The following is a 12,458-nucleotide window of genomic DNA, read 5'->3' as shown; positions in this document are numbered from 1 at the left end:
ATGTACGCTAACTAAAAGCAGTAAGTTACAGAGGCCTCAACAGAGGCCGTTTTTAATAGTGACATTATTGCGACGGAAAACTTCAGGGTGTAGCTCAATTGGTAGAGCGGATGGCACAGCTGTCGGTTGTTGGTTCGAGTCCAGCCACCCTGATCTTGTACAGTACAACCGCTAGTGAGGTGGGAGATGGACGGAACGTGGGAGTTGGTTCACTTTGAACCCGACTACAACCGACTTCAAGCCGTAGCTCTGATGCTTGCCTGGAATGGCTTTCGGAGCGTGCATACGGAAACCGGAGAGGTTATGGATCGGTTGACTGAGCGCGATCGTAATCGGGTTCTGAGAGACAAATTCCGCAGCGTCAAGGTGATGGTACGGCGTGAACGGCTTTTGGAGGCCCTGATCCACTGCGAAGAACATCTTAAGGCCGGCCATCTGAGGCTGTCATACAGATCAGTTGATGTTTCCAGAAGCATGATCAGGGGTAAAGGCTTGCCGGTTACATCGGGCAAGCAACAGCAAACGGTCATTGCAGCATAGCGGTAACAATAAGCCCCGGACGCATAACGCGTCCGGGGTTCGGCTTTTTATTAAAGCTTGTTATACTATTTATTGTTTTATTAAGCGGTACGCAAAGGAAGTAATATGTGGTTAGGTGTAGCTGTCGCTGCAGTCGCAGCAGTTATGATCGGTGTTTTTTACTTAGGCGGGGGCAACAAGCCGCCGGCCGAGACTCCGAGCACGAAGACAAATGCCGGTACCAAGCATGCCGATCAGGGCCAGGAACACATTACAAACGGCGCTGCCCATGAGCCTTATAATTCCGATCTGCCCAGCTCTGGGCCGCATTACACAAGCCCTGCTCCCTGGGGGGTAAAAGAGCAGGAGCTGGCCGACGAGACATTAATACATAATATGGAGCACGGTGGTATTGTAATCGCTTACAAGCCGGATCTGCCGAAGGCCCAGATAGATAAGCTAAAGAACTTGTTTAATACTTTGCCCCGCAGCCAACAGTTTGGCAGCATCAAAGCGATTGTGGTGCCAAGAGCCAAAAACAGCAACGCCGTCCAATTGGCGGCCTGGACATACACCCTAAATCTCGATAATGTCGATGAAAAGCAGATTATTGAATTTTACAAAAGCCATCTCGATAAAGGACCAGAGCTGGTACCCTAGTTATTACCTTGTAGTAAAGCGCTAATGCTTATATAATTACTCCTGTAAACAGGCAAAAACAGACATATGGCTATTCGAGTCGCTATTAATGGGTTTGGCCGCATTGGCCGCAATACCTTCAAGATCGCCTTCGATAATCCGGAGCTGGAGGTGGTAGCTGTCAACGACCTAACTGATACCAAGACCCTGGCTCATCTCTTAAAACACGATTCGAACTACGGCCTTTACCATCAAGAAGTCGATTGCGACGAACAGCATATTATTGTCGGTAAGCATAAAGTCCAGGTACTGGCCGAAAAAGATCCGGCCGCTCTGCCGTGGAAAGAGCTGGCCATTGATGTGGTGGTAGAGAGTACCGGCCGTTTTACCCATTATGAAGATGCCAAAAAGCACCTGACTGCTGGCGCTAAGCGCGTAATTATTTCTGCTCCGGCCAAAGAAGAAACTATTCCCACCTACGTCATTGGTGTAAATGAAGATCAGATTAGTGCCAAAGACACCGTGGTTTCCAATGCCTCCTGCACCACCAATAGCATTACCCCGGTAGCGGCTGTAATAGAGGCCGAATTCGGTATAGAAAAGGCCATGATGACCACTATTCACTCCTATACCGCCAGCCAAGCCTTGCAGGACGGGCCGGCCAAGGATCTGCGCGAGGCGCGCAATGCTGCTGAGAACATTGTGCCGACTACAACCGGCGCCTCTAAGGCGGCCGCCCGGGCCTTCCCCGCGCTTAAGGGTATTTTTGAGGGCCTGAGCATTCGGGTGCCAACACCGGTTGTCAGCCTGAGCGATTTTACCTTTGTGACCAAAAAGGATACGACGATAGAGGAGGTAAACGCAGCCCTAATACATGCATCTCAAAGCCCGCGCCTCAAGCATATTTTGGCCGTGACCGAAGAGGAGCTTGTTTCCAGTGATTTCATTGGTAATACTTTTTCAGCCATTGCCGACCTGAAGCTTACAAACGTAGTCGGCGGTAATTTGGTAAAGGTCGTAGCTTGGTACGATAACGAATGGGGTTACTGCAATCGCATGGTGGAAGAGATCGTACTAGTAGGCAGAACTATTTGAGTAAGGAGCAATCATGAAAGTTTTTCTGGGAACTGATCACAACGGATTTGAGATGAAGAATGCGATTCGCGAGCATCTGCAGCATTCGAATTATGAGGTGGAAGACAAGGGGGCAATAACTTTGGATGCGGCTGATGATTATCCTAAGTATGCCTACTCTGTAGCCACCGAGGTACTGGGGGAAGAAAAGGCATTTGGTATTCTGGTCTGCGGCAGCGGCCAGGGTATGGCGATTGCGGCTAACCGTGTACGCGGCATACGTGCAGCGCTTATTTGGAGCCCGGCTGAGGCTAGGGCCGCCCGGCACGACGACGACGCCAACATTCTAGTACTTCCCGCCCATATGATAGATATGGACACGGCGCTTGCGATTGTGGATAACTTTCTGGAGCAGGCGTTCTCTGGCGAAGAGAGATATGTGAGAAGGATCCAGCAGATAGAACAATTATATGGTTGAGCCATGATAGAAATCGTACCGACAATTTTAGCTACCTCCAAAGAGGAGTTTGCGCTAAAGATAGAAAAGCTTAAACCTTTTGCCAGGCGCATTCATATTGATATCTCAGACGGCAAGTTTACCGATAATCCTACCATCGGCCTGGCCCAGGCCTATGGCTTGCCCGAGGTAAAGCTAGATCTGCATTTGATGGTCGGTACCCCGGCCGAGCACTTCGAAACCGCCGCTAGCCTTAAGCCCGACCTAATAATTTTTCATTTTGAGTCAGAGGGAGATAAAGCTGCCTTATTGCAAAAGTGCCGCGATCTGCATATTCGTACTGGTCTGGCCCTGCTACCGAGCTCCACACCTGAAATGGTTCAGTCTTTGCTGCCTAGCATCGATCACGTATTGGTATTTACCGGACATCTCGGCTATAACGGCGGGAAGTTCCAGGCCGACCAGCTGGCAAAAATCGCAAAGCTCCGCCAGCTTAAGCCTGAGCTGGAGATTAGCGTAGACGGGGGAATTAATGATTCTACCGCGCGCGAGGCGGCCCTGGCCGGCGCCGACGTGCTTTATGCCGGTGGGTATATTCATTCTGCTCAGGATCCGCAAGCTGCTTATAAGACTTTGGTAAACGCAGCTGAGTCTGCGAGGAAATCGGGATGATGACGATACCCCAGCTAGAGAAGCAGGCTAACGAGATCCGGCAGGACATAATTAAGATGCTGGTACAAGCCGGCAGCGGGCACTCGGCCGGCCCGCTTGGCATGGCCGATATTTTTACGGCCCTGTACTTTAGAATTCTGCGCCACGACCCAAAGGACCCCGATTGGCCGGAGCGCGATAGGCTAGTGCTTTCGAATGGCCACATTGTGCCGGTGCGTTATGCCACTATGGCTAGGGCCGGGTATTTTCCCGTTAGTGAGCTTGCGACTCTGCGCAAATTCAGCTCCCGACTGCAGGGCCATCCGGAGCGCAAACGCCTGCCGGGTATGGAAACCACTAGCGGCCCCTTGGGCAGCGGGCTTTCTCAGGCCTGTGGTATGGCAATGGCACTGAAAATAGATGGCGTAAAAGATAGACGTATATACTGCTTGATGAGCGACGGCGAGCTGGAGGAGGGGAACATTTGGGAGGCCGCTCTGTTCGGCGCCAAATACAATCTGCATAATCTTACCGCCATTATCGACCGCAATAATATTCAGATCGATGGCCCAACCGAGACCGTAATGCCGCTGGAAGACCTGCCGGCCAAGTGGCGGGCATTCGGCTGGCACGTAGTTGAAATCGACGGCCATAATATGCAGCAAGTTATTGATGCCTGCAATATGGCTAAATCAGTCAGCGAACAACCGACCGTAATAATCGCCTACACCACACCGGGCAAGGGAGTGGACTTTATGGAGCATGATTTCCGCTGGCACGGCAAACCGCCGAATAAAGAGGAGGCCAAAAAAGCTTTGCATGAATTGAGAACGCTTAAAGGGCGTATTCGTGGAGAGCACGAATGAAGCTCAACCCAGACTTGCATAAGAAGGAGGTTGAGCAGGAGGCGATTCGCGTCGGCTTCGGTCGTGGGCTAGTGACGGCCGGGGAGCGCAATGGGCAGATTGTGGCTCTGTGCGCGGACCTGACCGAATCGACCAAAATGGACGGATTCGCCAAGGCTTTCCCCGAACGTTTCGTGGAAGTCGGCGTGGCCGAGCAGAACTTAGTGACGGTTGCGGCCGGAATGGCCCTTGTGGGCAAGGTACCGTTCGTTTCCTCTTACGCGGCATTCTCCCCCGGGCGCAACTGGGAGCAGATTCGCACCACCATCTGCCTGAATGATACTAACGTTAAAATTGCCGGCTCCCATGCTGGAGTATCGGTGGGCCCAGACGGCGCCACCCACCAGATGCTGGAAGACATCGCCCTAATGCGCGCGCTGCCGAATATGATGGTAGTAGTGCCCTGCGACAGCCTGGAGGCCGAAAAGGCTACCATGGCCATTGCCGCCCACACCGGCCCGGCCTATATCCGCCTGGCGCGCGAAAAGTCTCCGATTGTAACAACGGCCGAGACGCCTTTTGCACTGGGCAAAGCCCAGGTATTCCGCGAGGGCAGCGATGTCACAATAGCGGCCTGCGGGCCGATGGTCTACCAAGCGCTTGAGGCAGCGGAGATGCTCGCTAAAAAGAAGATTAAGGCCGAGGTCATAAACGTGCCGGTTGTAAAGCCGCTTGATACAATGACCTTGCTGGCTTCCATCCGCAAGACCGGCCGAGTGGTTACGGTTGAAGAAGCTCAGATTAACGGCGGCCTGGGCGGAGCGATTGCCGAACTAGTCGGCGAAAACCACCCCGTGCCGCTAAGAAGGATTGGAATGAAAGATAGGTTCGGTGAATCGGGCAAGCCAGATGAGCTGCTTGAGCATTTCGGTCTGACCGCCCCGCATATTGTTAAAATTGTCGAGGAACTTGTTAAATGAGAATTTTCATCGTTTGCAGTAAGGCGTTTTATGACAAAGTTTTAGAAATTAAAAAACCACTCGAGGAAGCTGGTCACACCATAACCCTTCCAAACAGTTTTGATAATCCTGCTCGCGAAGATGAAATGCGTGTCAAAGGCGAACTTACTCATGCTGAGTGGAAGGCAGAGATGATTAAGGAGCAAAATAAAAAGATTGCTTTGAACGATGCGATCTTAGTGATTAATTATAAGAAAGACGATCAAGAAAATTATATTGGCGGAGCGACTTTTTTAGAAATTTACAAAGCGTTTGAGCTAGGTAAGAAAATATTTTTTTATAATCCAGTACCAAATGGCATCTTGCGTGATGAGTTACTGGGAATGCAGCCGACCATCATTAATGGTAACCTAGCTTTAATTGAGGCCTGATATGCGTAGTGAGCAATTAGAAAAAATCAAACAAGGTAAAGGGTTCATTGCGGCCCTAGATCAAAGTGGCGGCAGCACACCTGGCGCCTTGGCTAGCTACGGCATACCAGAGAGCGCGTACTCCAGTGAGGCCGAAATGTTTGAGCTGGTCCACAAAATGCGCACTAGAATAGTCACCAGCCCAGCCTTTAGCGGCGAGTGTATATTAGGCGCGATTCTATTCAAGGCTACCGCGGAGAGCCAGATAGACGGTCTGGATAGCGCTGATTACTTGTGGCAGCGTAAACAGATTGTGCCATTCCTGAAGACCGATAATGGTTTAGCCGAGGAATCAAATGGGGTGCAGCTAATGAAGCCGGTGCCAGGACTGCCAGAGCTGCTCGCGTTTGCCGCTGGGAAGAACATCTTCGGCACCAAGATGCGCTCGCTTATCAAAAGCTACTCCAAGGCCGGTATCGCCGAGGCAGTCAGCCAGCAGTTTGAGTTTGCGCGCCAAGTGACAGCTGCCGGGTTGGTACCGATCGTAGAACCCGAAGTAGACATTCATGCCGCGGATAAGGCTGAGTGCGAGCAGGAGCTGCGCAGCCAACTGCAGTCAGAGCTGGATGCCCTAAACCCAGGTCAGGAAGTCATGCTTAAGCTGACCTTGCCGGAGGAGGATGATTTTTACCGCCCGCTTACCGAGCATCCTCGGGTCATCAGAGTTCTGGCGCTATCAGGGGGCTATGGAACCCGCGAAGCTTGCGTTCGCTTAAAGCGCAATCATAATGTTATAGCCAGCTTTAACAGAGCACTCTCGGAGGGCTTAAGTGCCAGCCAGACCGATGAAGAGTTTAATAAGATGCTAGAGGATACTATTGCAGCCGTATACGATGCCTCTACAAATAAACAGTAGAGAATTTGACTTTTTGGCCGTAAAAAGGCATTATTAAGCATAAGAAGAATCAAGGAAGTGAGCATGAAAAACTTAATTAAGAACCAACGCGGAACGCTTTTATTCGAGATAATCTTAATAGTGATTATTCTGGCTCTGGCTGGGTTTGCGTACTGGCAGGCTACTCAGATTCGCACCGTGCAGGAAAACAGCGCAAAAGAGCAAAAGACCGAAAAGAAGAAAGAAAGCAGCATTAGTATAAAAGAGCTCGGCATTAAGATGACTCTGCCCGAAGGGCTTGATGACTTAATCTACTACACCAAGGCCGACCAGCAGGAAACAGACGCAAACGGCAAGGCCTACACTGCCACCTATGTTTACTTCAGCACTAAGTCGCTTCTCAAGCTTGATACCGGCTGCGCTGCCGCGCAAGGACCCATCGGCGCCATGACTAAATTCGGCAGCGACCCTTCGGTGCTGAGCCTGCCCAATTCGGGGGCTGCCAAGAAGGTTGGCAGCGTGCATGTGGAATTTTCTGAACCTCAGGCCTACTGCTCAGATATTGCTGAGGCCAAAGGCCTGGCCGACAAGCAGAAAAAGCTTCTGAAGCAAGCCTTTGAAACCGCCAAGCCACTGCAGTAAATATTTACAAGCTTTAATCTGAAAACTTTGCAAAAAACGATATATTTTTTAAACCATAACCGGTATAATTAAGGCAAATGGATCATTCGCATATCAGAGTAATTTCTATCGGTTCGGCCACTCAAGATGTGTTTTTAATGGGCAAGAACTTGGCAGCTAAGCGTGATGTACGCACCCATAGCTATGTGGAGCAGTTTCCGCTGGGCGCCAAGCTCGATATTGAGGCTGTGCATTACGATACTGGCGGCGGAGCGGCTAATGCGGCCGTGACCTTTGCCCGCCAAGGCCTCACTAGTTCATATTCTGGCAAAATCGGCCGCGATCCGGCCGGCGCCGAGATTATGAGGGTACTCAAGAAAGAGGGCATTATTACCAGTCATGTAAAAATAGACCACAAGCATGGCACCGGATACTCCACTATTCTGCTGGCCCCCAATGGTGAGCGTACTATTCTCTCTTATCGTGGAGCCTCCAGTTATTTGCGCCCTGAGGATTTTTATAATCAAGTTCTGGATGCCGATTGGTTCTACATCTCTTCGCTTAGCGGTAATCTGGAATTACTCAAGCGCTTATTGCTGCATGCAAGTAAGTACAACATAAAAGTAGCACTCAACCCCGGCGGGGGAGAACTGGCCAATGCCGCTAAGCTGCGCAAACTGCTCAGCCAAGTGCATATACTAATGGCCAACCGCCAAGAGATGCAGCTGCTGTTCGGCGGCGAAACGCCGGTAGAAACTATGGTAAACGCGATGCCGGAATGCCATTACGTGGTGATGACAGACGGCCCTCGCGGCAGCTATGCTACCGTCGGTAATATCATTTACTACACCGGTCAGTATAAGAAGGTGAAGGTGGTGGATAGGCTGGGCGCGGGTGACGCCTTTTGCTCTGGGTTCGTAGCCGCGATTGCCAAAGGCATGCCGATAGAAGACGCCATGAGCCTAGGCAGCGCTAATTCGACCTCTGTAGTGGAGCAGATCGGAGCCAAAGCCGGAATTTTACGGGAAGGGCATAAAGTTAAGCGGATGAAAGTAAAAAGAGCCTCCATATGAGCCGCTTGGGGGAATTTTTACAGGCCAAACAGCCGCTCTTTGATACAGCACTAAAACAACTAGAGGATCGCAGCGGGCGCAAGGGTGTAGATGTGGCGCTGACGGCGGAAGTAGCTACAAAATCGGCCGAGTTTATTAAGCGTTTAAAGCTAGATCCGGAATGTACCGGTCCCGAGCTGTATCAGGCATTAATAGATCAAGTAGCCAAGCACGATCATCAACTAGCTGAGGCTATCGGGGGCAGTGATCCAGCCGATGTAGCGCAGATGATTCCACTGATTCTTAAGCATGTCCAGCAGGTAGATATGCCGCGCTCCGGCTGCTTCCTGAAGGTGAAGGTCGCTGAAGCACTGCTGAAGAAAATGCCGCCTAAGGAGGTTATAAAGCATCTGGGCTATAAGAACCTGGCCGAAATGCTGCGGAACGAAAACGTTTTTGAAATCTACGGTGCACTACGCTTTGCCGAAACTGCCGATTGGCTGAACGAGTTTAATGCACAGTATGCTCAGCTGAAACACAGCGATTTTGAGCCGCGTGACATTCAGATAATCCGCTTTGATGCTAAAAAGTGGGGCGGCATTACCGAGCATTTTGTAGCCAAGAAGCTGCATAACATTACCAACCTCAAAGAGCTAGGCGCCATCTGTATTCTGCCGATTAAAATCAAACATATGCCGGGTGTCACGCTTAAAATTATGCCGCTAATCTTCCACTATTTTAATGAAATCCGCTTGTACAGCTCTTTCTTTAAACTGATTAAGAACAAGCAGAACTTTGGTGAAATTGTCGCCACTACCCTAATTGCCGATACCCCGAATATTCCGATTACCCAAGGGCAGAACATCCACTGGCGGGTTATACAGCGCTACTTTGGTAAGCTAAAAAATGAGCCGCATCCCGAGATTTTTGAACCCCACGTTCAGCCAGAGGATTTACATTGGCGCAAGGCTGAGGAACTTCTGTATGAAGTCGATCCGTACCTTACTGCCTGGCGCGATATGGATTATGTGGCGGTTATGAAGCCAGACGGTCCCGTTACTTTCAATCTCATGGATATTTCGCTTAGTTATTCTAACGGACTCAAATACCAAGACCGGTACTTATATCATTTCCGGGAATCGCTGTGGAATGAGATCTTTGCCCGCTATATGGGGCAGAAAGTGCTAGAAGAGCAGTTACTGGTTAAGCTGAATAATGATCTAATTGCCCCGGAAAAGCTTTGATGATAGGAGAAGCATGAGCAAAAAGTACCCCTATCAAATATGCGTCTCCGGTGCTGCTCGCGGCAGCAGCGTTAAAAAATCTTACCTGCTGGCCGAGCGAGCCGGTGTATGTGTTGCTAAGCGCGGGCATGTGCTTCTAACCGGCGCCACCACCGGGCTGCCCGATTTTGCGGCTATGGGTGCCAAAAAGGCCGGCGGGGTTTCAATTGGTTTCTCCCCGGCCATCAGCCGCCGTGAACACATTAATACCTATAAGCTTCCATATAAATCGTACGACAGTATAGTATGTACCGGGTTCGGCTATACCGGGCGCGACTTGTTGCTGGTCCGGGCCAGCGATGCGCTGGTGACTATTGGCGGGCGAATCGGCACCATGCAGGAGTTCTCTATCGCTTTTGAGGAGAAGACGCCGATTGGGGTAATAATTGGCTCGGGTGGGATAAGTGACGCGATTGCCGAGGTGCTTAAGGCCGCCAGGCGCCGCCGCCACACCGTGCTGTTCGATGATAACCCCGAAGCTTTAATAGACCGTTTAATTGAGATTTTAGATATTAAAAACAAAAAAGTTTAAGGGGCGCTTTCGTTCATCTGGCGGCTGCCGGAAGAACTACTCACGCCCCTTTGGGCATCATGATTTACTTTTTTTGGCTGGCTGCAGTACGACTCCAGCTACCAAGAGCAGAGTGGCGATACACAGCAGGCCAAGCGAAAGTTCATGAATACCATTACGCCCCAAAGCTGCCAGTAATATTGCTATTCCGAAAACCAGCAGCACGCCGATTATCGCGCGGTGTTCGCGCCGGCGGTTAGTATCTGACTTCTGCCAAAGGCCGTTGTCTGTACAGCGGTGGGCGATTATGGGAATGGCTACGACTGCCGACGCGCAAAGCAGAATGGCAATCGTCAGCCAAACGTTCTCCCAGGCAACCGCCATCACTAGAGCCGGAACTGCCACTATTGCTGCGAGAGTAAACAGTCTATTTGCCATTTACTCCCCCAGCTGCTTCGGGTTTTACTACCTTGAGACTGATTGACCCCGTGCACTTGGCTCGGTCAAAGACCGCCTCGCGCAGCTTCTTGGTCTCGGCTTTTACGTCTTGCCCAGGGTATTGGTACACGGTGCCTTCTATGACACAGCGCTTGCTGAGGTTGGACAGGACGCTGTCCTTGGCCGAATTTTCTGTAGACTCCACCATCATCCATATGCCTGTCCACACTACTACTCCAAGAAATAGCCCTATCCCCACGTTGCGACCATGCAACAGAAAAGCGAAAGCTGTAAATGTGATAATAAACCCAATGAAAAACTGGATTTCCATTTGTACTCCTTCCGAGATCTTCTGACAGCAGAAAGTTATACGACAGTATAATGTTTAATATACTTTGTCAATTAGTCATAATCTGTTGCATCAGGTAAGCATAAGCAATATAATGAGAATATGTTGGAGTATATATCCGTGCATATTTCTGGTGGGAACTATTGCCTATGAAGCTTACTTTCGGCAAGCTCGCAGTAATATCTGTAATCACCACCATTATAGGTGCCACCTCGGGCTTCTTGGCAGACCGACATCTTGTCTACCCCGGTGAACGTGGTCCCAAAGGCGAGCAGGGGATGACGGGTGCAGTTGGATCACAAGGCACTGTTGGTTTGATTGGCGAGGCAGGGCCTCAAGGCCCCCAGGGCTCAGCCGGTACCCCAGGCCCCACCGGCCTCCAAGGCTCAGCCGGCCCGCAAGGAGAACAAGGTCTTCAAGGCTCAACTGGCCCCACTGGTGCAACAGGTGCAACTGGTGCCCAGGGCCCTTCTGGCACTGCCACCTGCCCTAATGGCACTTGTGTATCGTTGCAAGCCACATCTCCCGGAGTCCAAGAGACCGGCAACATCAATGTTTCAGGCACTATCATCGCCTCTACTTTCAGCGGCTCAGGTGCTTCACTAACCTCCCTTAATGCCACTAATATATCTTCCGGCACCCTAGCCGATGGGAGACTGTCTGCCAATGTATCTCTACTGGGCCAAACCATAGAGAATGCAGAACTGGCCGGTAGTATTTCTGATAGTAAACTGCTGACAATCTCCACTGCCGGCAAGGTGGCAGATAGTGCACTAAGCTCCAACGTCACCATCCAGGGCAACACCTTCAATGGGGTTTCTCAGTTGGTACAGCTAAACGCCTCCACCCAACTGCCAGCTGTTTCCGGAGTCTTACTTACCTCCCTTAATGCCACTCAACTAACCTCTGGCACAGTAGATAACGCCAGACTAAACTCCTCGGTCTCACTCTTAGGCCAGCTGATAGAGAATGCTGAACTAGCCGGCTCTATAGCTGACTCTAAACTTAATACTATCTCGACAGCTGGCAAGGTAGCAGACAGTGCCTTAAGTAGTAATGTAGCCCTCTTAAGTGCAGCCAATACCTTCTCTAATACTAACTCTATCCAAAAGACCTCAACCACTGCCTTTAGAGTCCAGAACGATGCCGGAGCTACTACCTACCTAGGGGTAGACACTTCAGCCGGCATACTGTTCTCAAGCGTAGCCGATGGAGCCAGTGCTGTTGGGTTCAAGTTTAATACCTCAGTAACATACTCTACCGCAGGAGCTAAACTACTATCCGTCAGTAACAACGGAGCAGAGAAGTTCGCGATAGATAAGGATGGACGCATAACTACAGCTAGTGTTAACAGCGCTTCAATTGTGGATGGCTCAGTTACTTCAGCCGACTTAGCCGCCCAAGAAGCCTGGCATGAGGTGGGAGCTGGAGGTGAGCCAGCTTTCTTAAACACATGGACAAATTACGGAGGAAATTATGCTACAGTGGCATTTCGCAAGGATCACTTTGGCATCGTTCACCTTAGAGGCGTGACTAAGAGTGGAACAATGAACACTGGAGTATTTGCGCTGCCGGTAGGATATCGCCCGGCGGCATGGGAGCAGTTTCAATTATCCTACGGCGGGAATACTTCGATCGAAGTCCAAGCCAGTAATGGGCAGGTAGTTGCATATGGTACGTACAACGGGTTTATTAGCCTTTCCGGCATTACCTTCCAGGCGGCACCGTAGACAATATAGTTTATACCTCTATCTG

General features: G+C 50.6%; 16 protein-coding genes and 1 tRNA gene. 15 read left to right on the top strand and 2 right to left on the bottom strand.

Features of this window, described 5'->3' with window-relative positions; genetic code table 11:
- The first annotated feature begins 83 nt into the window (after positions 1 to 83).
- The 14 genes from VNA68_02930 to VNA68_02865 all read left to right on the top strand — a co-directional run bounded on the left by VNA68_02930 (position 84) and on the right by VNA68_02865 (position 9,937).
- Positions 84 to 153 (top strand) — tRNA-OTHER (locus tag VNA68_02930).
- A 21-nt stretch (positions 154 to 174) separates the two neighbouring features.
- Complete coding sequence (locus tag VNA68_02925; protein ID HVE81060.1) at positions 175 to 540, top strand: hypothetical protein; 366 nt, start codon at positions 175 to 177, stop codon at positions 538 to 540.
- 105 nt (positions 541 to 645) lie between these two features.
- Positions 646 to 1,179, top strand: coding sequence for a DUF3105 domain-containing protein (locus VNA68_02920; GenBank protein HVE81059.1), 534 nt, complete (start codon positions 646 to 648; stop codon positions 1,177 to 1,179).
- A gap of 66 nt (positions 1,180 to 1,245) precedes the next feature.
- Positions 1,246 to 2,253, top strand: a complete 1,008-nt coding sequence (gene gap / locus VNA68_02915) for a type I glyceraldehyde-3-phosphate dehydrogenase (GenBank protein ID HVE81058.1) — start codon at positions 1,246 to 1,248, stop codon at positions 2,251 to 2,253.
- A 13-nt stretch (positions 2,254 to 2,266) separates the two neighbouring features.
- Entirely contained in the window at positions 2,267 to 2,710 is a 444-nt protein-coding gene (locus VNA68_02910; GenBank protein HVE81057.1) for an RpiB/LacA/LacB family sugar-phosphate isomerase, read from the top strand.
- Between the two features lie 3 nt (positions 2,711 to 2,713).
- Positions 2,714 to 3,361: a hypothetical protein gene (locus VNA68_02905; GenBank protein ID HVE81056.1), complete on the top strand. Its 648-nt coding sequence runs from the start codon at positions 2,714 to 2,716 to the stop codon at positions 3,359 to 3,361.
- Positions 3,358 to 4,206 carry a transketolase gene (locus VNA68_02900; GenBank protein ID HVE81055.1) on the top strand — a complete coding sequence of 283 codons (849 nt, stop codon included), beginning with the start codon at positions 3,358 to 3,360 and terminating at the stop codon, positions 4,204 to 4,206. Before VNA68_02905 ends, VNA68_02900 begins: the two co-directional genes overlap by 4 nt.
- On the top strand, positions 4,203 to 5,165 hold the full coding sequence (locus VNA68_02895) for a transketolase family protein (protein ID HVE81054.1): 963 nt from the start codon (positions 4,203 to 4,205) through the stop codon (positions 5,163 to 5,165). The genes VNA68_02900 and VNA68_02895 overlap by 4 nt, the downstream gene beginning before the upstream one ends.
- The gene (locus tag VNA68_02890; GenBank protein ID HVE81053.1) at positions 5,162 to 5,575 is read left to right on the top strand and encodes a hypothetical protein; all 414 of its coding nucleotides are present in this window, start codon (positions 5,162 to 5,164) and stop codon (positions 5,573 to 5,575) included. The genes VNA68_02895 and VNA68_02890 overlap by 4 nt, the downstream gene beginning before the upstream one ends.
- A gap of 1 nt (position 5,576) precedes the next feature.
- Entirely contained in the window at positions 5,577 to 6,470 is an 894-nt protein-coding gene (locus VNA68_02885) for a fructose bisphosphate aldolase (GenBank protein ID HVE81052.1), read from the top strand.
- 63 nt (positions 6,471 to 6,533) lie between these two features.
- On the top strand, positions 6,534 to 7,091 hold the full coding sequence (locus tag VNA68_02880; protein ID HVE81051.1) for a hypothetical protein: 558 nt from the start codon (positions 6,534 to 6,536) through the stop codon (positions 7,089 to 7,091).
- 77 nt (positions 7,092 to 7,168) lie between these two features.
- Entirely contained in the window at positions 7,169 to 8,143 is a 975-nt protein-coding gene (locus tag VNA68_02875) for a carbohydrate kinase family protein (GenBank protein HVE81050.1), read from the top strand.
- A complete protein-coding gene (locus VNA68_02870; protein ID HVE81049.1) occupies positions 8,140 to 9,366 on the top strand; it encodes a hypothetical protein in 1,227 nt (408 codons plus the stop codon). Before VNA68_02875 ends, VNA68_02870 begins: the two co-directional genes overlap by 4 nt.
- A gap of 13 nt (positions 9,367 to 9,379) precedes the next feature.
- Entirely contained in the window at positions 9,380 to 9,937 is a 558-nt protein-coding gene (locus VNA68_02865) for a hypothetical protein (GenBank protein HVE81048.1), read from the top strand.
- A gap of 57 nt (positions 9,938 to 9,994) precedes the next feature.
- Here VNA68_02865 and VNA68_02860 read toward each other — a convergent pair whose 3' ends face one another.
- Together VNA68_02860 and VNA68_02855 are read right to left on the bottom strand one after the other, a co-directional pair.
- Positions 9,995 to 10,354 carry a hypothetical protein gene (locus VNA68_02860; GenBank protein ID HVE81047.1) on the bottom strand — a complete coding sequence of 120 codons (360 nt, stop codon included), beginning with the start codon at positions 10,352 to 10,354 and terminating at the stop codon, positions 9,995 to 9,997.
- Positions 10,344 to 10,685, bottom strand: coding sequence for a hypothetical protein (locus VNA68_02855; protein ID HVE81046.1), 342 nt, complete (start codon positions 10,683 to 10,685; stop codon positions 10,344 to 10,346). Before VNA68_02855 ends, VNA68_02860 begins: the two co-directional genes overlap by 11 nt.
- A 167-nt stretch (positions 10,686 to 10,852) precedes the next feature.
- Here VNA68_02855 and VNA68_02850 point away from each other — a divergent pair, with 167 nt between their 5' ends.
- Positions 10,853 to 12,433 (top strand): hypothetical protein, encoded by a 1,581-nt coding sequence (locus VNA68_02850; protein ID HVE81045.1) that lies wholly within the window; start codon positions 10,853 to 10,855, stop codon positions 12,431 to 12,433.
- The last annotated feature ends 25 nt before the right edge of the window (positions 12,434 to 12,458 follow it).

The sequence above is a fragment of the Candidatus Dormiibacterota bacterium genome, assembly GCA_035536395.1.
Classification (GTDB): domain Bacteria; phylum Patescibacteriota; class Saccharimonadia; order UBA4664; family DATLOE01; genus DATLOE01.
Note: the sequence above shows the minus strand (reverse complement) of the source record. Positions and strands in the feature narration are given on the sequence as shown.

What these genes read in the sequence shown, in the direction of transcription:
- VNA68_02920 (HVE81059.1), top strand. Translation starts at nt 646, where the DNA reads ATGTGGTTAGGTGTAGCTGTCGCTGCAGTCGCAGCAGTTATGATCGGT.
- gap (HVE81058.1), top strand. Translation starts at nt 1,246, where the DNA reads ATGGCTATTCGAGTCGCTATTAATGGGTTTGGCCGCATTGGCCGCAAT.
- VNA68_02910 (HVE81057.1), top strand. Translation starts at nt 2,267, where the DNA reads ATGAAAGTTTTTCTGGGAACTGATCACAACGGATTTGAGATGAAGAAT.
- VNA68_02905 (HVE81056.1), top strand. Translation starts at nt 2,714, where the DNA reads ATGATAGAAATCGTACCGACAATTTTAGCTACCTCCAAAGAGGAGTTT.
- VNA68_02900 (HVE81055.1), top strand. Translation starts at nt 3,358, where the DNA reads ATGATGACGATACCCCAGCTAGAGAAGCAGGCTAACGAGATCCGGCAG.
- VNA68_02895 (HVE81054.1), top strand. Translation starts at nt 4,203, where the DNA reads ATGAAGCTCAACCCAGACTTGCATAAGAAGGAGGTTGAGCAGGAGGCG.
- VNA68_02890 (HVE81053.1), top strand. Translation starts at nt 5,162, where the DNA reads ATGAGAATTTTCATCGTTTGCAGTAAGGCGTTTTATGACAAAGTTTTA.
- VNA68_02885 (HVE81052.1), top strand. Translation starts at nt 5,577, where the DNA reads ATGCGTAGTGAGCAATTAGAAAAAATCAAACAAGGTAAAGGGTTCATT.
- VNA68_02880 (HVE81051.1), top strand. Translation starts at nt 6,534, where the DNA reads ATGAAAAACTTAATTAAGAACCAACGCGGAACGCTTTTATTCGAGATA.
- VNA68_02875 (HVE81050.1), top strand. Translation starts at nt 7,169, where the DNA reads ATGGATCATTCGCATATCAGAGTAATTTCTATCGGTTCGGCCACTCAA.
- VNA68_02870 (HVE81049.1), top strand. Translation starts at nt 8,140, where the DNA reads ATGAGCCGCTTGGGGGAATTTTTACAGGCCAAACAGCCGCTCTTTGAT.
- VNA68_02865 (HVE81048.1), top strand. Translation starts at nt 9,380, where the DNA reads ATGAGCAAAAAGTACCCCTATCAAATATGCGTCTCCGGTGCTGCTCGC.
- VNA68_02860 (HVE81047.1), bottom strand. Translation starts at nt 10,354, where the DNA reads ATGGCAAATAGACTGTTTACTCTCGCAGCAATAGTGGCAGTTCCGGCT.
- VNA68_02855 (HVE81046.1), bottom strand. Translation starts at nt 10,685, where the DNA reads ATGGAAATCCAGTTTTTCATTGGGTTTATTATCACATTTACAGCTTTC.
- VNA68_02850 (HVE81045.1), top strand. Translation starts at nt 10,853, where the DNA reads ATGAAGCTTACTTTCGGCAAGCTCGCAGTAATATCTGTAATCACCACC.